We start from the raw sequence: 15389 nt of genomic DNA on the forward strand, positions 1-15389 counted from the left end.
CCCTCCCTCATTGCGACACTCGCTTTCCGGCCGGACGACGACGCACCACCCGCCGCCTCGGCCACACGAGACAACGCTCCAGCCCCTCCAGAAACCGCTGCCAAGCCACCCGCCGGCCGATCACCACAATCTTCGCCTGCGACTGCTTCACACCCTGGTACGGCGCAATCGATAACGATCCCATCACCCACTGCACCTCCTGCATCCCCTGGCGCCCCTGAACTCTGACGTATCCCTTCAGGCGCACCACGGAACGTTGATATCGCCTCAACCAGCGCCCCAGCCGATCCGGCTCGAACGGCCGCAGGATTTTGAAGCTGCCGCTCCGGTATCCCGCCGTTGATTCCTTGATCGTACCGGTGACTATCTGTGCCACGCGCCTTCCCGCCGGCCGCTCCAACAGTCGATCGATCGGGACATCGGCATGTATTGCCCTGACAATGCGGGCTGCGGGATTGACCGATCTGACTCGCCGCTCCACGAGTGCGGCCTGCCGGTCGTCGATCTGGTCGAGTTTGTTGAGGACGACCGTGTCGGCTTGTTTCAGATGATCGTCCGCCGCCGGCCAGTATGCGCCGAGCTTCAGGAATCGCGGCGCGTCGACCATCACGATCACCGAGGCCAACCGGGCCCTAGCTGAGTGCTGCGCCAGTGCCTTCTCAATGCCGACCACCACCTGGCCGGTGTCCGCCAAGCCGGTGGTCTCGACGAACAGCGGAGCACCCTGCGTCTTTTTCAGAAGATGGCCGACCTTCTCGGTGAATGCTCCCGACAGGTCGCAGCAAATACACCCGCTCAGCAAGGACTGTAGCTCGATGTCATTTGACCGGGGATGGTCATGCAGGAGAGCCCCGTCGACATCGACTTCCCCGAACTCGTTCATCAGCACGGCCGGCTTGATGCCACGCTCCAACTCATGGGCCAGCGCCCGTTTCAGCAACGTGGTTTTCCCGCTACCGAGAAAACCGGCGATCACATAGACCGGGGAACCGGAGGCTCTGACTTGTGCGGCCTTAGTGGGCATGGTGCGGCTCCTCTCCAGTCGCCAACGCCTCGACATCCGCTTGAGACACCTCGTCGGCTGCTTTGTGGATTGTGTATTGTGTCGTTCGTCCCGGCCCTTCGAGCACCGCGATAACGGTTTCGATCGGCGGGCATCCCGGCTCACGGCACTCTAATTCCGTCACCATCACGGTGGTCTCGTCGGACAGTGCCCACAGCCTGCGAGCCCAGGCCTTGATGCGCTCGGCCCGATCCGGAGCGATGGTACGACGCCCTCCGAACAAGTTCATGACCGTCCTCCGACGCCTTCCACGGAGAACAGCGACACCACGCCGTCATTCGTGCCGGTCGCCAGCCATGTGCCGCGAAGACTCCAGGCGACCGATGACAGTCCGCCCCACTTGTTCACTTCCTGGCTGAGAATCGGCTTCGTGGTCTGCGGCTCCCAGATACAGAGGAGGCCGTCTTCACCAACCGTCGCGACAAGCGACAGGTTGGGATGACAGGCGATCTCCTGAATCCATCCCAGATGCCCTTTGAAGAGCCGTCCTCCCGTGCCTTCGAATTTTTTCATGTTCCAGGCAACAAGCGCCGGACCGGAGGCAGTGAACAAATTGAGCCCGTTATGGTCGAATCGCACCGAAGTCACCTTCATCGGATAGCCGGACATGTGCCAGTTCTGCTCGCTGTCCGTGCGAAACAAATGCACCGAGCCGTCGAGATTTCCCGAGGCCAGATATTCTCCGCTCGGACTCACCACGAGAGACAGTAACGCGCCGTCGTACGGGAACAGCCGCACCGGTTTGTCCGTTCCCACCTTCCAGAGCCACGCACCTCCATAGCAGGAGGAAATGACACCGCCCCCATTCGGCATCCAGGACAGCGCCGACACAGTCGTTTTGTGCGCCGGCACATCCGCAACCAGCTGCGGTCTACTCGCCGCATCCACGCCCCAAATCTTGAGGCTCTTCCCTGCCGATGCCGCCAGAAAGCGCCCGTCCGGAGACCAGGCCAGATGTTCGACCCACGAACCCTGCTCTCCCACGGGAAGCACGGCTCTCTCCGCGCTTGCATCGAGGCCCCAGAGCCGGACGACGCCATCCTGCCCACCCGTTGCCAACTCGCTCCGGCTCGGATGCCAGGCGAGCGTGAGCGCCGACCGGTCATGGCCTCTGAGATCGCCGATCGGTTGCAACCTAGGCACCTGCCAGATCGAGACTTGTCCCGATGCGGAACAAGCCGCCAGCCCGGTGCCATCCGCAGAGAAGGCCACGCGATTGATGTAATCGCCGAGCGTGGCATACCCTACCGAGCCCAACGTGATGACCGCCTTCGACTTGGCTAGACGAGGCATGACCGAAATCCTTTCGTCAACGCCGCGCGGTCGAGGTCTTTCCCGATAAACACCAGTTGGTTGCTGCGGGCTTCCCCCTTCTTCCAGGCTCGGTCCGCCTTGCCGTCGAACAACATATGGACCCCCTGAAACACGAACCGCTGGTCTCGCCCTTCGACGTTCAGAATGCCCTTCATCCGGTAGATCTGCGTCCCCATGGTGGAGAGCACCTCGCGGAACCAGTCGTTGACTCTGCCCTCATCAACCGCCCCTTCTTCGACCAGCGCCACAGAGAAGACGCTCGGATCATGTTCATGGGCTTCTTCGCCGAGGAAATTCTGATCGATCTCCAGCTTCCGGCTCAGATCGAACGCACCGATGTTCAACAACCGGTTGATCTCCACCTGCGCATCCCTCGTCCGATGAATCTTCGCCATGACGTTGATCGCCTTGATTCGAGCTTCGAGCCGATCAACCTCGGCCGACGGCACCAGATCGATCTTGTTGAGGAGGATCACATCGGCAAAAGCGACCTGCTCCTTGGCTTCTGGACTCTTGTCCAGGTGATCCCAAATATGTTTGGAGTCGACGACGGTGACGATTCCGTCGAGCGACAACCGCCGCTTCATCTCGTCGTCGACAAAGAAGGTCTGGGCCACCGGCGCAGGATCGGCCAACCCTGTCGTCTCGATCACCATGTAGTCGAATCGATCTTTTCGCTTAAGGAGGTTGCCGATGATGCGGATCAAATCGCCCCGCACCGTGCAGCAGATGCAGCCGTTGTTCATCTCAAATATTTCTTCGTCGGCGCCGATGACGAGTTGATTGTCGATCCCCACTTCGCCGAACTCATTGACGATGACCGCCACACGCTTGCCGTGTTCGGTCGTCAAAATTCGGTTCAGCAACGTTGTCTTTCCTGCGCCCAAAAAACCCGTCAGAACCGTCACGGGCACGGGCGCCATCACATCGGTAGCCATACTCACCTCCCATGAATGAAAGTCCTCAACAGAGCGCGCAGACCATGCGCGCCTTCTGCAGGAGAAGACCGAGCGCTGTTCTTCCGGGCGAAGAACAACCCAACCCCTTGAGCTCCTGCCCCACAGGAGGCGCGAGCAGGCAGCTGCCCGGTCTTCCCCTGCACAAGACGCGTGAGGGGGACCATCGGCACAACGAGACGAGTGTTAGAGAAGGATAGGAGGACCGCGGACGGAGACGTGAGAGCGCACAATGGAACGGTGCGGAGTCGTCAAGACGGAGGAGGCGGACGTGATGATCTGCACCAGCGACAGGGGAGGCGCGCTGGAATGCAGGCCGGCGCTCGCCGCATGGTCCAGCCAGGCACAAGCATCCCGGTCTGAATGTTCATGCGAGGTGCCTGTCGCAAACGTATGGTCGAGTAGGAGCGGCTGGAGAGAGAACAGCAGCAGGGCATACAGAGCGACAAGCGCCCACCGTTTCCCGGCCGTCGCAAGAGCGTTCATCGACATTGCGGACACCAACCGAAAAATTCCAGGGAATGGCCTTCTACTGCAAACTTGGTTTGGGCTTCGACAAGTTCCGTGAGTTTCTTGATCGGGCACAGCATGAGATCGACGATCCGACCGCACCCGCGACACTGAATGTGATGATGGTGTTCCCGCCCATGCCGCACCTCATACCGCATCTGCCCCTCGCGCAACCCCACTGGATCGACGAGGCCCAATTCCTGGAGCATGGTCAGGTTCCGGTAGACGGTGGCAAGATCCATGTGCACGTGGGCCTTCTTCAATCGGGCATGCACCTCAGCGGCGGTGACTGGTAGCGCGTTCGATTCCAGGATGGCCAGAATCGCCTGCCTGGGCTTCGTAAGCTTTTTCCCGCCGGCCTTCAGACTGTCAACGATTGAATCTGCCATCTCATTCTCGTGGTGTTGCAAGTGATTTGCATTTAACACTCATTCCAAAAACTTGTCAAGCAGGCGAGGGGCGGCAGTCGTCACGACCTCACCAACCATGGTAGGATGCGCCCGATGCTGATCGACACGCATACCCATCTCGACGATGCGCGTTACGAATCGGACCGCGAGGCGATGATCTCTCGCGCGCGGCAAGCCGGCGTGGAGTCGATGATCACGATCGGCTGTGACCTCGTCACCAGCCGCTCAGCCGTTGTTCTCGCCAACCAGTACCCCTTCGTCTATGCGTCGATCGGTGTGCATCCCCACGAAGTCAAACACATCACCGCCGATTGGTATGATGAATTCCGGAAACTGGCGCACGACCGCAAGGTGGTGGCGTACGGCGAGATCGGCCTCGATTACCATTACAACCACTCCGATCCTGAACTGCAGCGCCAGCGGTTTCGCGAGCAAATTCAGCTGGCGCGTGAGTTGACGCTCCCGGTCATCATTCACACCAGAGAGGCGCAAGACGATACGATTCGTATCCTCAAGGAAGAACGGGCGTCAGAAATCGGCGGCGTGTTTCACTGTTTTTCGGGAGATGCCTGGCTGGCGAAGGATGCGATCGAGTTGGGATTTTATCTATCGTTCTCCGGCATTCTGACGTTCCAGAACGCCACGATGTTGCGGGACATTGCGAAGACCGTTCCAGCAGATCGGCTGCTGATCGAAACGGATTGCCCCTACCTCACGCCGGTGCCGCATCGCGGCAAGCGTAACGAGCCCGCCTATGTGAAACATGTCGCGGACCTGCTGGCTACGATCGCATCAGACGGAACCCCCGTCACGGCGGATGAGATCGGCCGGCGCACCAGCGACAATGCCCGCCGCCTCTTCAGAATTCCCTGAGTTGATGGTTTCGCTTGCGTTGAGACTTGGGGAGCTTTCGAGGATTTCCGCCCTTCTCCTTCGACCGTTTCACCACCTCGGCCTCGCCGCGATCTAATTCCTTGAACGCGAGCGTCGGCCCCGACGAGGGCCGTTCGTGCAACTTGGCTCGAAATTCCGCCGCGCTGATCACAAGCGCGCCAGCCCCCCTCGCCGCGTTGACCACCTCATGATCAGAGGACACCACCGCGCAATCCTTGCCGAATACTCGCGCGAGTCGTTGAATCACCTGGTCGGCCCGCTCACCGCGTTTCGAATAGACAACCTCGATCCCCGATTGAAACTCCCGATGCTCCGCCCCCATGCCACCCTGCCATCCATCGAACACGACGGTGATGGCGTGACCCTTTCGCCGGCGGTACCCGGCCAAGTCCCGGATCAACGCCTCACGTGTCGCCTCCAGACGACCGGACCCGCTGGACCCCGCCATTCCAGCGCTGCCGACGAGGTTATAGCCATCGACAAGAAGATGTGTCGCCATCTAGAATTACGAAGTTTGAGAGCTTTTGTTGACAATACCACAAACATCTGAGAAAAGGCCTAGATGGTACCTTCTCGATGGGAGTCTCCGCTCCTGCCCTCTATCTCCCTGCTGCTCCGCACCTGTCTCCTGCTGACGGTTGCCTGGTGCCTGGCAGCAACGATGTCTGTAGCGAACGCCGAAGTCCCGGTTGAACCGGCCTGGCCGGACGTGCCGCACTTCTCCGCTGAACTCTCGTCTCCGCACTTCCTCCTGATCAAACAGGAGAAGGCCGGCAGCACACGGTATCCTCTCGTGGTCCGTGACCTTCGTACCTGGTCGACCCCCGACGGCACCCGTCTGGTCCTCGACCTGAATCACAAGGCCTCCTTCACCGAGAGCTACTTACGCAACCCGGACCGCGTCGTGATTGAAGTCAGCAATGCGATCCTCGGGAAATCATCCCGTCAGCGCGTCTCGGGCGGCACTATTCCACAGTCGTTTCACATCGCCCAAAGCCGTCCCCGGATCGTGACGATTACCCTGCCGCGGACCCAGGGATTGAAGTACAAGGCCTTTGCGCTGACGAACCCGGATCGCCTCGTGATCGACCTGTACCACAAAGCGAAAGATCAGATCCGGCAGATCGGCGAGACGTCGTCGACCTCACCCTCGGCCCCTGCCGTGGCGCTGCCGACACCCCCAACCATCCCGAGTCCCACGGTCACAGAGCCGGTCCGGCCGACCGCTCCCAAACCGGCGAACCCGACCCAGACGATCGTCATCGATCCAGGGCACGGCGGAAAAGATCCCGGCACCATCGGGCAACATGGCACGACCGAAAAGGACGTGACGCTGAAAGTCGGTCTCTTGCTAAAGGATCTGCTCGCCACATTGCCCAACACGCGCGTGCTCATGACCCGCGACCGGGACGCCTTCATCGAACTGGAAGACCGGGCGAAGTTTGCGAACGGCAAAGACGCCGATCTGTTCATTTCGATCCATGTCAATTCGCACCCGCACAAAGGCGTACGCGGGCTGGAAATCTATCATTTCGGCGAAGCGAAGGATCAGCGGGCGCTGGAAGTCGCCGCGCGGGAAAACGGCACGCCGCTGAACAGCACCGGTGTGGGATGGGAATACATCGTCGCCGATCTCCTGACCTCTAAGAAAATCGAACACTCTCAGGAGCTTGCCTGGACCGCCAAGCAGGCGATGGTCACGAATCTCAACGGGCGCTACAGCACGATCGACCACGGGGTCAAAACGGCGCCGTTCTATGTGCTTCGATTCACCACCATGCCCAGCATCCTTGCGGAAATCGCCTTTATGTCGAATCCCGCCGAAGAAGAGCAGATGCGCTCCCAACCGTTCCTGGCCCATATCGCCGAATCGATCTTTGAAGGGGTGAAAACCTATCTCCGCACGACCCCGTCCAGGTGACAGGTGTCGCTCCGTTGAGCTAGAGTTCTCCCGTTCCCGCGCACACTATGACCACATTCAAACTCGTCCTTGAGTATGATGGGACGCACTATGCCGGCTGGCAGCGCCAGTTGAACGTGCCGACCATTCAGGAAACGGTGGAATCGGCACTCGCAGCCATCGCTCAGACGCGGCTCACCGTCGTCGGGGCCGGGCGCACCGATGCCGGCGTGCACGCATTGGGACAGGTCGCCAGCTTTCGCACCGACCGTGGCCTCTCCGAACGCGAGTGGCTGCGCGCTTTGAACGCCCACCTCCCGGCTGACATCAGCGCCCTGTCGGTTGTGCAAGTCGCCGATGACTTTCATGCCCGCTATTCCGCTAAGGGCAAGCTGTACGAATACCACCTGCTGAATCGCCCGGAGCGCGCGCCGCTGCTCAGGGAACGTGCCTGGATGCTGTACAAGCCGCTCGACCTATATGCCATGATGGACGCCGCCGCCTGCCTGACCGGAAGACAGGATTTTTCATCGTTCGAAACCGCCCCGACCGAAAACGACAATCCGCAGTGCCACATGCAACAGGCCGAGCTCCGCCGACAGGGCGATCTCATCGTCTGTGCGTTTTACGCCGACCGGTTTCTCAAACAAATGGTTCGCTCCATCGTGGGTACGCTGGTCGAGGTGGGCCAGGGCAAACGGTCTGCCGCCGATATGCCGCGCCTGCTGGCGGCCCGCGCCCGCGCCGCTGCAGGCAGAACCGCCCCCGCACATGGTTTGTATCTGGTACGGGTCGACTATCAGGACACGCCTATCCCCAATCCCACGTAAGGAACTTTCCCCTGAGACAGACGTGCCGACATTTGTTATAGTTTTGCCGACAATCCCCTCTCCACCTTCACAAGGAGTCGTCGATGAAACATCTGAGCACCGCCATTTTCTCTATCCTGTTGGCAACTGTGTTGGTCACCCCGTCGCTGAGTTACGCGGGGGCACAGCAGAACAAAATGAAGACCTGCAATGCCGATGCGGACGCCAAGGGACTGAGCGGCGAAGGCAAGGGCGATGAGCGAAAGGCCTTCATGAAAGAATGTCTCTCGGCGAAGCCGGCCAAGGCGGCGGCAGGCGCCTCGCAGCAGAACAAAATGGCGACGTGTAATAAGGAAGCAAAGGCCAAGAGTCTTGCCGGCGACGAACGGAAGAAGTTTATGAAGAGCTGCTTGTCGAACTAAGGGGAGAGATGTACTCCGGCGATATCCGCGTGGTGGAGCCGGAGTATGCCGACATTGATGTGGTTGGGCTGTGGCGCTCCGCGCCCTGACCGATCCGGTAACACTTGTTGGGATAGCCTTCGAGGAAGGGGCCTCTGCGTTAACGAGACCGGTTGGAATCCTGGTTTTCGAGTTGCTTGCGCAACTCGATGAGTTCCATCTCCAGCGCGGCGAATCGGTCGGCCGTGGGGTCCGGCATGTTGGTGTGATCCATCGTGGCATCCGGAAGCCGCTCGCCCTGTGATTTGATGATCCGGCCCGGCACGCCGATCACCGTGGAATTGGGCGGCACGGATTTCAGCACCACCGAGTTGGCCCCGATTTTCACGTTGTCGCCGATCGTGATGCCGCCCAAAATCTTGGCACCGGCCCCGACCACCACATGATTGCCGAGCGTCGGGTGTCGCTTCCCGCGTTCCTTCCCTGTTCCACCCAGCGTCACGCCTTGGAACAGGGTGACATGGTCCCCAACCTCCGCCGTCTCTCCGATCACCACCCCCATGCCATGGTCGATAAAAAACCCGCAGCCGATCTTGGCGGATGGATGGATTTCAATCCCGGTCAGCCAGCGGGCCAGTTGGGAGATCGCTCGCGGCAGGAACGGCACCTGATGCTCTTTCAGCCAATGCGCCAGCCGATAGGCCAGCAGCGCGTGAAATCCCGCATAGGTCAGGACGACCTCCAGCCTGCTGGTTGCGGCCGGATCGCGTTCAAACACCGCGTGGAGGTCCTGAGCAATGGCTTTCAACATTGTGATAAGGAATGGGGCTCGACGTCGCGACCGGCTCCTATGCCCGTTCGATGAGACACACGGCCTGAGCGGCAATCGCCTCTTCGCGTCCCACCGCATCCAACCCCTCGCCGCTCTTGACCTTCACGTTCACAAGATCCGGTTCGACCCGCAACACTCCGGCGATGATCGTTTGCATCGATGACAGATGCGCGCTCAGCCGAGGCGCCTGGGCGATGATGGTACTGTCCACATTGGCCAGTCGATAGCCCTTTGCCCGCAACTTTCCGACAACGTCGTCCAGCAACTTGAGGCTGGAGATATTCTTGAATCGTTGATCGGAACTCGGATAGTGGCGACCGAGATCCCCTTCTCCCATGGCGCCCAGGAGGGCATCGCAAATGGCGTGCACAAGGGCGTCGGAATCGGAATGCCCTTGCAGGCCTTTATGATGCGGAATCTCGAGCCCGCCGAGAATCAGCTTTCGTCCTGCAACCAAGGGATGAATATCCCATCCGCACCCCACGCGTACCGACGTCATTCTGCACTCCTCGCCGCCGTACGTGAGCGGAGAATTGCCTCTCCGATCACGAGATCTTCCGGCCTTGTCACCTTGATGTTTTCTCCGCTGCCCTCAACCACAACAACCGGTTTTCCGAGCATTTCTATGAGATGCGCGTCATCTGTGGCCTGCACGCCGCCCAGCAGGCCCTTACGATGGCCTTCCTCCAACCACTCACGGCGGAAGGCTTGCGGGGTTTGCGCAAGCCAGAGGGGCCGACGATCCACCGTCCGTTCGATCACCCCTCCCGCGCCTACGTATTTGACCGTGTCGCGCATCGGCAGGGCGATGATTGCAGCCCCATGCTTGACGGCGGCCTCCACCACCTCACGAATCATGGTGTCCGTCAGGAATGGCCGTACCGCATCGTGCACAAGGACAATCTCCGTCTCAGGGTCCACTTCCGCCAGGGCATGGCGGACGGAATCCTGCCGCTGCTCCCCACCCGGCACCACCTTGGTAACCTTGGGAAAGTCCCCCGTCGCCACGATGTGATCGAGGCAATATTGACGTTCGGATTGCGGGACGGCCAGGATGATCTCGTGGATGACCGGCGAAGCCTGGAGCACGGTGAGCGACTGCGCCAGGATGGGGCGGCCACCAAGGGTGAGAAATTGCTTCGGGATGTGGCCTCCCATCCGAAGGCCACGTCCGGCCGCGGGAACCAGCGCCACTGTTCGCGGCCCTGTTTGTACAGAATCAGATTTACGAACAGACACAGATCGACTCATCGACAAGGGAAACGGAACAGACGCGGCGATATCTCTGCCGATCAGCCGATCGATGTGGGCGATCGGGCCGAGCCCGTCCGTCGCCCCTCTTGCTCACCCTGCTACCCACGCGCAACCTGATACTCTTCGCGCTCTGACTCTTCCTTTAGACGAGTAAAAATCATGCGCCCCGCCGTCGTTTGAAGCACGCTGGTGACCGTCACATCCACATTGCGGCCGATGCAGCGGCGAGCGTTGTCCACAACGATCATCGTGCCGTCATCCAGATAGGCCACGCCCTGCCCGGCTTCCTTGCCTTCCTTCAACACGAAGACGCGAATCGTTTCTCCGGGAAGCACCACCGGCCGCAGAGCATTGCAGAGTTCATTGATGTTCAACACACGAACACCCTGCAGTTCTGCCACTTTGTTCAAATTCAAATCATTGGTGACAATCCGTCCGCCCACCTTCTTGGCCAACACCACGAGCTTGGCGTCGACTTCCTTCACATGCGGAAAGTCTTCCTCGACGATGCGCACGTCGACATCAGGCATTTTCTGAATCTTGTTCAGAATATCCAACCCTCGGCGACCCCGCGCCCGCTTGAGTGAATCGGACGAATCCGCGATGTGCTGCAACTCATGCAAGATGAAATGCGGAACCAGAAACGGACCTTCGAGAAAACCTGTCTCGCACAAATCCGCAACCCGGCCGTCGATGATCACACTCGTATCCAATACCTTGAGGCAGGCCGTCGAGGCACTCGACGAGGACGCCCCTTGTGGTGCCGAAGGAAACTGCTCGTTTCCAAACCGCGCCCCCATGGCGAGTCCCAGGTAGGGAAACCCCAACAGGAACACCAACCCCCCGATATGGAACAGAAAGGTTTCCACGTCGAAGACCGCGCTCCCGACCCATTCCACCAATCCCGTGAGCACTAAGCCACCGGCCAGCCCGACCGCACCACCGACAATAATTCCCAATGAAAGTCTGCGAAGCGCATATTCGCCGGCCAGAATGAGGCTGCCGGCCACCGCACCCATCCCCAACCCCATGAGCAGAAACCCCCGACTAGGATCCTCGGCCCGCAAAAACAGGGCCATTCCTGCAAGAGCGCTGAGAAGAACAAATATGGCCCGTGCTACCATACTGTCTTCCTCCTCTCTGTGATTGGCCTCAAACGGACGATTCGAAGCAATCACGGCCTCAGCGTCAGATAAATGGCTCGCCCCTGCCGTCTCAGCAGGAGCAACACCGCCTGGTCCTTCGGCAGATTTGCAGCAACCTGTTCGTACGACTTGACCGTTCCCACCGACTTGCGATTCACCTCCAGTACGAGATCCCCTTCACGCACACCGGCCTCTTCCGCAGGGCTGCCGGGTTTGACCCGGACCACCACCACACCGCGATCACTCCCCTTCAATCCGTACCGGCCGGCAAGTTCCGTGTTCAGGTCCCTGACCTCGATATCGGAGAGCAGTCCCGCCGGCGCCACCGATTCCCCGCCCTCTTCCACACCGGCTTGCGCCAGATTCTTGGGTTGCTCGGCGATGGTCAGATCGATGGACTTCGCCTTTTTCTCGCGGATAATTTTGACGGTGACCTTCTTCCCGACATTCGTTTGGGCGACGGCATTGCGGAGGTGCGCCGGTGAATCCATGGGTTTGCCGTCATACTCCACGATGACATCGCCGCGCTCGAACCCTGCCTTCTTGGCCGGGCTGTCATCCATGACATCACTGACCAACACACCCTTCACATCTTTCGGCACACCGAATTGGGAAGACAGTTCGGGCGTCAGTTCCTGGATGGAGACGCCCAACCAGCCTCGTACGACTTTGCCGTGTTGAACCAACTGGTCCATGATGGAATGGGCCATGTTGCTCGGCACCGCGAAACCGATCCCCATGTTTCCACCACTCTGGCTATAGATGGCGGTGTTGATGCCGACCAGTTCGCCGCGCACGTTCACTAACGCGCCGCCGGAATTGCCGGGGTTGATGGCCGCATCGGTCTGGATGAAGTCCTCGTATTCGGCGATCCCGGCCGCACGCCCGAGGGCGCTGACGATCCCCAATGTGACGGTCTGCGTGAGGCCGAACGGATTCCCGACCGCCAACACAAACTCTCCGACTTCCAGTTTGTCGGAGTCGGCCCAGGCCACGGTCGGCAATCCAGTCGCCTCGATTTTCAGCACCGCCACATCGGTCTTGGCATCCGTTCCGACCAGTTTCGCCTTGAACTCGCGTTTGTCGGACAAGAACACTTTGATGTCGTCGGCCTTGTTCACCACGTGATTGTTGGTGATGATCAACCCGTTGGCATCGACGATCACTCCCGATCCCAGTCCCCGCTCTTTCCGTTCCTTCGGGGCCTCGAAGCGCTTCATCCATTCTTCGCCGAAAAATCGCCGGAAGAACGGATCTTCGAACGGCGTGCCCTTGCCTTCCTCGCTCGATCCGTTCCGCGTCGCAAAAATATTCACCACGGCCGGCTTCACGGCCTTGGCGACGTCGACAAAACTCTGTCCGCCGGCACCGGGCAGGCTGGGCTGCACCGCGGTCGAGACCGGTCGGGGAACAGGAGCGGGAGCCGTTGGAGGAACGGAGTCCGGAACGGCATGACCGGTCGGCAACCACCCCAGATCGGAGGTGAGAACTACGCCGATTAGTACCCCCGCCGCCAGCAGCATCGCGGGAAAGATCCAGGCCCGCGTCGAAGGGCGCGGTTCAGTTGGTAGACGAAGGTCATCCATGGTCAATCCGGTCGGATAGGTCTCCGATTAGGGCTTCTCGCCGGCGTACAACGCCATAATCGTGTTCAGGAACTTCACGGCTTCCGCTTTCGGCCGCTGGAACGAATTGCGTCCGATGATCGAACCGAATCCCCCGCCGTCACGAATCGCGCGCACTTCGTCGAAGACCGTCTTTTCATCGCTCTTCGCCCCGCCGGAGAAAATGACGATCCGTCGCCCGTCGAACGAACTCTGCACGATATGCTTCACTCGTTCGGCCAAGGTCGCGGCAGGAATCTTCTCCGCCTCATACACCTTCTTGGCCGCAGCCTGCTCCAGATGGGCCGTGGGTAATTTAACCTTGATGATATGCGCGCCCAACTGCGCGGCAATCTGGGCGGCATAGGCCACGACGTCCAAGGCGGTCTCGCCCTCTTTGCTTAACGCCGATCCTCGCGGATAGGACCAGACCACGACGGCCAGGCCGCAACTTTTGGCTTCCGCCGCGATCGCGCGCAACTGTTCATACATCGGGTTGCAATGAGAAGAGCCGGGATAAATCGTGAACCCCACCGCCGAACAGCCCAGACGCAACGCGTCCTGCACGCTGCCCGTGACCGACGGGAGCGGATCCTTCTCATCGTGCAACACATCGTGGTTGTTCAGCTTGAGGATGAGCGGAATCCGGCCGGCAAAGTGGCTGGCACCGGCCTCGATGAATCCCAGCGGCGCCGCATAGGCGTTGCAGCCGGCATCGATCGCCAATTGAAAATGATAGTGCGGATGATAGCCTCCGGGATTCGGAGCAAAGCTTCTCGCCGGGCCATGCTCGAATCCCTGATCGACCGGCAGAATGACCAACTTGCCCGTCCCCGCCAGTTTGCCTGCGTTCAGCAGCCGGGCGATGTTCGTCTTCGTGCCCGCATTGTCACTCTCGTACCAGCTCACAATTTCCTGGACCCGATTGCTCATAATCAACCTCCCAACAAACCTCGGTCACATTAGTCGTTACGCACGTCCTTGAATAGAGGCCTCCGCCTGTTCCACGTCTTCGGCACTGCCGATGATGAGCGGCACCCGCTGATGGAGCGCCTTGGGCTCCAGGTCCAGGATGCGCTCGGTCCCGGTGCTCGCTTTCCCGCCGGCATGCTCCACCACCATGGCCATCGGATTGGCCTCATAGAGCAATCGCAGCTTCCCCTCCGGCTTATCGATCTCCCCTGGGTAGAGATAAATCCCGCCGCCCAGCAGAATCCGATGCACATCCGCGACCAAACAACCAGAATATCTGGCGCTGTAGGGCCGCCCGGCCGCCTTGTCGTTCACTTTCAACGCATCGACATATTTCTGGGTCCCCGGCAACCAGCGGTGGTAGTTGCCCTCGTTCGCCGCATAGACCTTGCCTTTCTTCGGAATCCGGATATTTTCGTGCGACAGCAGATACTCACCGATGGACGGGTCCAGCGTGAACCCGTGCACCCGCTGACCGACGCTGAACACCAGCATCGTGCTCGATCCGAACAGCAAATACCCGGCCGCCACCTGCTCGGTCCCCTTCCGGAATAATTCCGCTTCCGCCGGGAGCCGCCCACGGCCATCGTGTTTCAAGATCGAAAAAATCGCTCCGAGGGGCATGTTGACGTCGGTATTCGAAGACCCGTCCAAGGGATCGAACAGCAACATGTACTTGCCCTTCGGCCAATGCTGCGGCAGTTGAATCGGCTTTTCCATCTCTTCCGATGCCAGCACGCACACGAGACCGCTGTGCTCGAACACCCGGAGAAACGTGTCGTTGGCGATCATATCCAGCCGCTTCACAACCTCGCCCTGCACGTTGGTTTCCCCGGTGGTGCCAAGGACGTCGATCAATCCCGCCCGGCGAAGGTCATGGGCGATCAATTTGCCGACCAGCCCGATTTGGGTCAAGAGGACGGAAAACTCCCCGGTGGCCTCCGGGTAGGCAGTCTGCTGCTCGATGATAAATCGGCTTAAGGTGACTGGGAATTTCGCCATGCTTCGGATTCCTCATGAAACTGGGAACGACGGGTCGAAAACGACAAGGGCTTCGGACAGAGCCGAAGCCCTACCCACGAACGTGGCGTGATTATAGCGGTTTCCGGCCAAGCGAGCAAACCACAGTGGAGCGATTAGCAGGATGCGGAAAAAGTCCGCCAGCGGCGTTCTCGCGTCACTGCGAGACTCACCCTACCGCTAGAGTACGATTCGCCTCTGGGACACTGGGCGCTCACCGGCTCGCGCCCGTCCGCAAACGTGACGCTCCTTCTTCGTCGCGTCGCGGACCTCGCTGCGGCATTGCTGGACAGCCTTTTTGCGCA

General features: G+C 60.0%; 18 protein-coding genes. 4 read left to right on the forward strand and 14 right to left on the reverse strand.

What is annotated here, in order from left to right; genetic code table 11:
• Positions 1-7: 7 nt before the first annotated feature.
• From KJA79_RS21860 to KJA79_RS21885, 6 genes are all read right to left on the reverse strand, one after another.
• Positions 8-1024: a CobW family GTP-binding protein gene (locus KJA79_RS21860; protein WP_213044229.1), complete on the reverse strand. Its 1017-nt coding sequence runs from the start codon at positions 1022-1024 to the stop codon at positions 8-10.
• Positions 1014-1292 carry a hypothetical protein gene (locus KJA79_RS21865; RefSeq protein ID WP_213044230.1) on the reverse strand — a complete coding sequence of 93 codons (279 nt, stop codon included), beginning with the start codon at positions 1290-1292 and terminating at the stop codon, positions 1014-1016. Before KJA79_RS21865 ends, KJA79_RS21860 begins: the two co-directional genes overlap by 11 nt.
• Complete coding sequence (locus tag KJA79_RS21870) at positions 1289-2356, reverse strand: WD40 repeat domain-containing protein (protein ID WP_213044231.1); 1068 nt, start codon at positions 2354-2356, stop codon at positions 1289-1291. Before KJA79_RS21870 ends, KJA79_RS21865 begins: the two co-directional genes overlap by 4 nt.
• Positions 2344-3315, reverse strand: coding sequence for a CobW family GTP-binding protein (locus KJA79_RS21875; RefSeq protein WP_213044232.1), 972 nt, complete (start codon positions 3313-3315; stop codon positions 2344-2346). The genes KJA79_RS21870 and KJA79_RS21875 overlap by 13 nt, the downstream gene beginning before the upstream one ends.
• A 204-nt stretch (positions 3316-3519) precedes the next feature.
• Positions 3520-3819 carry a hypothetical protein gene (locus KJA79_RS21880; RefSeq protein WP_213044233.1) on the reverse strand — a complete coding sequence of 100 codons (300 nt, stop codon included), beginning with the start codon at positions 3817-3819 and terminating at the stop codon, positions 3520-3522.
• The gene (locus KJA79_RS21885; RefSeq protein ID WP_213044234.1) at positions 3816-4232 is read right to left on the reverse strand and encodes a Fur family transcriptional regulator; all 417 of its coding nucleotides are present in this window, start codon (positions 4230-4232) and stop codon (positions 3816-3818) included. The genes KJA79_RS21880 and KJA79_RS21885 overlap by 4 nt, the downstream gene beginning before the upstream one ends.
• A 114-nt stretch (positions 4233-4346) precedes the next feature.
• On the opposite strand from KJA79_RS21885, the gene KJA79_RS21890 reads away from it, so the two are divergent.
• Positions 4347-5126, forward strand: coding sequence for a TatD family hydrolase (locus tag KJA79_RS21890; RefSeq protein WP_213044235.1), 780 nt, complete (start codon positions 4347-4349; stop codon positions 5124-5126).
• Here KJA79_RS21890 and KJA79_RS21895 read toward each other — a convergent pair.
• The gene (locus KJA79_RS21895; protein WP_213044236.1) at positions 5113-5646 is read right to left on the reverse strand and encodes an NYN domain-containing protein; all 534 of its coding nucleotides are present in this window, start codon (positions 5644-5646) and stop codon (positions 5113-5115) included. The two genes, KJA79_RS21890 and KJA79_RS21895, sit on opposite strands and share 14 nt — an antisense overlap.
• A gap of 162 nt (positions 5647-5808) precedes the next feature.
• Here KJA79_RS21895 and KJA79_RS21900 point away from each other — a divergent pair, with 162 nt between their 5' ends.
• The 3 genes from KJA79_RS21900 to KJA79_RS21910 all read left to right on the forward strand — a co-directional run bounded on the left by KJA79_RS21900 (position 5809) and on the right by KJA79_RS21910 (position 8278).
• Positions 5809-7068, forward strand: coding sequence for an N-acetylmuramoyl-L-alanine amidase (locus tag KJA79_RS21900; protein ID WP_213044237.1), 1260 nt, complete (start codon positions 5809-5811; stop codon positions 7066-7068).
• 47 nt (positions 7069-7115) lie between these two features.
• Positions 7116-7877 carry a tRNA pseudouridine(38-40) synthase TruA gene (gene truA, locus KJA79_RS21905; protein ID WP_213044238.1) on the forward strand — a complete coding sequence of 254 codons (762 nt, stop codon included), beginning with the start codon at positions 7116-7118 and terminating at the stop codon, positions 7875-7877.
• A gap of 83 nt (positions 7878-7960) precedes the next feature.
• The gene (locus KJA79_RS21910) at positions 7961-8278 is read left to right on the forward strand and encodes a PsiF family protein (protein ID WP_213044239.1); all 318 of its coding nucleotides are present in this window, start codon (positions 7961-7963) and stop codon (positions 8276-8278) included.
• Between the two features lie 139 nt (positions 8279-8417).
• On the opposite strand, the gene cysE is transcribed toward KJA79_RS21910, so the two are convergent.
• From cysE to fbp, 7 genes are all read right to left on the reverse strand, one after another.
• Positions 8418-9068, reverse strand: a complete 651-nt coding sequence (cysE, locus tag KJA79_RS21915) for a serine O-acetyltransferase (protein WP_213044240.1) — start codon at positions 9066-9068, stop codon at positions 8418-8420.
• A gap of 37 nt (positions 9069-9105) precedes the next feature.
• A complete protein-coding gene (gene ispF, locus KJA79_RS21920; RefSeq protein ID WP_213044241.1) occupies positions 9106-9588 on the reverse strand; it encodes a 2-C-methyl-D-erythritol 2,4-cyclodiphosphate synthase in 483 nt (160 codons plus the stop codon).
• On the reverse strand, positions 9585-10283 hold the full coding sequence (gene ispD, locus KJA79_RS21925) for a 2-C-methyl-D-erythritol 4-phosphate cytidylyltransferase (RefSeq protein ID WP_213044242.1): 699 nt from the start codon (positions 10281-10283) through the stop codon (positions 9585-9587). Before ispD ends, ispF begins: the two co-directional genes overlap by 4 nt.
• A 158-nt stretch (positions 10284-10441) precedes the next feature.
• The gene (locus tag KJA79_RS21930) at positions 10442-11467 is read right to left on the reverse strand and encodes a PIN/TRAM domain-containing protein (RefSeq protein WP_213044243.1); all 1026 of its coding nucleotides are present in this window, start codon (positions 11465-11467) and stop codon (positions 10442-10444) included.
• Positions 11468-11517: 50 nt separating this feature from the next.
• Positions 11518-13074, reverse strand: coding sequence for a DegQ family serine endoprotease (locus KJA79_RS21935; protein ID WP_213044244.1), 1557 nt, complete (start codon positions 13072-13074; stop codon positions 11518-11520).
• 27 nt (positions 13075-13101) lie between these two features.
• A complete protein-coding gene (locus KJA79_RS21940) occupies positions 13102-14025 on the reverse strand; it encodes a class I fructose-bisphosphate aldolase (RefSeq protein ID WP_213044245.1) in 924 nt (307 codons plus the stop codon).
• 36 nt (positions 14026-14061) lie between these two features.
• On the reverse strand, positions 14062-15066 hold the full coding sequence (fbp, locus tag KJA79_RS21945) for a class 1 fructose-bisphosphatase (protein ID WP_213044246.1): 1005 nt from the start codon (positions 15064-15066) through the stop codon (positions 14062-14064).
• Positions 15067-15389: the final 323 nt, after the last annotated feature.

Origin of the sequence: Nitrospira defluvii (assembly GCF_905220995.1) — a bacterium.
GTDB classification, from domain to species: Bacteria; Nitrospirota; Nitrospiria; order Nitrospirales; family Nitrospiraceae; genus Nitrospira_A; species Nitrospira_A defluvii_C.

Excerpts from the sequence above, each read along its gene's own strand:
- KJA79_RS21860 (WP_213044229.1), bottom strand. The coding sequence starts at position 1,024 with ATGCCCACTAAGGCCGCACAAGTCAGAGCCTCCGGTTCCCCGGTCTAT.
- KJA79_RS21865 (WP_213044230.1), bottom strand. The coding sequence starts at position 1,292 with ATGAACTTGTTCGGAGGGCGTCGTACCATCGCTCCGGATCGGGCCGAG.
- KJA79_RS21870 (WP_213044231.1), bottom strand. The coding sequence starts at position 2,356 with ATGCCTCGTCTAGCCAAGTCGAAGGCGGTCATCACGTTGGGCTCGGTA.
- KJA79_RS21875 (WP_213044232.1), bottom strand. The coding sequence starts at position 3,315 with ATGGCTACCGATGTGATGGCGCCCGTGCCCGTGACGGTTCTGACGGGT.
- KJA79_RS21880 (WP_213044233.1), bottom strand. The coding sequence starts at position 3,819 with ATGAACGCTCTTGCGACGGCCGGGAAACGGTGGGCGCTTGTCGCTCTG.
- KJA79_RS21885 (WP_213044234.1), bottom strand. The coding sequence starts at position 4,232 with ATGGCAGATTCAATCGTTGACAGTCTGAAGGCCGGCGGGAAAAAGCTT.
- KJA79_RS21890 (WP_213044235.1), top strand. The coding sequence starts at position 4,347 with ATGCTGATCGACACGCATACCCATCTCGACGATGCGCGTTACGAATCG.
- KJA79_RS21895 (WP_213044236.1), bottom strand. The coding sequence starts at position 5,646 with ATGGCGACACATCTTCTTGTCGATGGCTATAACCTCGTCGGCAGCGCT.
- KJA79_RS21900 (WP_213044237.1), top strand. The coding sequence starts at position 5,809 with ATGTCTGTAGCGAACGCCGAAGTCCCGGTTGAACCGGCCTGGCCGGAC.
- truA (WP_213044238.1), top strand. The coding sequence starts at position 7,116 with ATGACCACATTCAAACTCGTCCTTGAGTATGATGGGACGCACTATGCC.
- KJA79_RS21910 (WP_213044239.1), top strand. The coding sequence starts at position 7,961 with ATGAAACATCTGAGCACCGCCATTTTCTCTATCCTGTTGGCAACTGTG.
- cysE (WP_213044240.1), bottom strand. The coding sequence starts at position 9,068 with ATGTTGAAAGCCATTGCTCAGGACCTCCACGCGGTGTTTGAACGCGAT.
- ispF (WP_213044241.1), bottom strand. The coding sequence starts at position 9,588 with ATGACGTCGGTACGCGTGGGGTGCGGATGGGATATTCATCCCTTGGTT.
- KJA79_RS21930 (WP_213044243.1), bottom strand. The coding sequence starts at position 11,467 with ATGGTAGCACGGGCCATATTTGTTCTTCTCAGCGCTCTTGCAGGAATG.
- KJA79_RS21935 (WP_213044244.1), bottom strand. The coding sequence starts at position 13,074 with ATGGATGACCTTCGTCTACCAACTGAACCGCGCCCTTCGACGCGGGCC.
- KJA79_RS21940 (WP_213044245.1), bottom strand. The coding sequence starts at position 14,025 with ATGAGCAATCGGGTCCAGGAAATTGTGAGCTGGTACGAGAGTGACAAT.
- fbp (WP_213044246.1), bottom strand. The coding sequence starts at position 15,066 with ATGGCGAAATTCCCAGTCACCTTAAGCCGATTTATCATCGAGCAGCAG.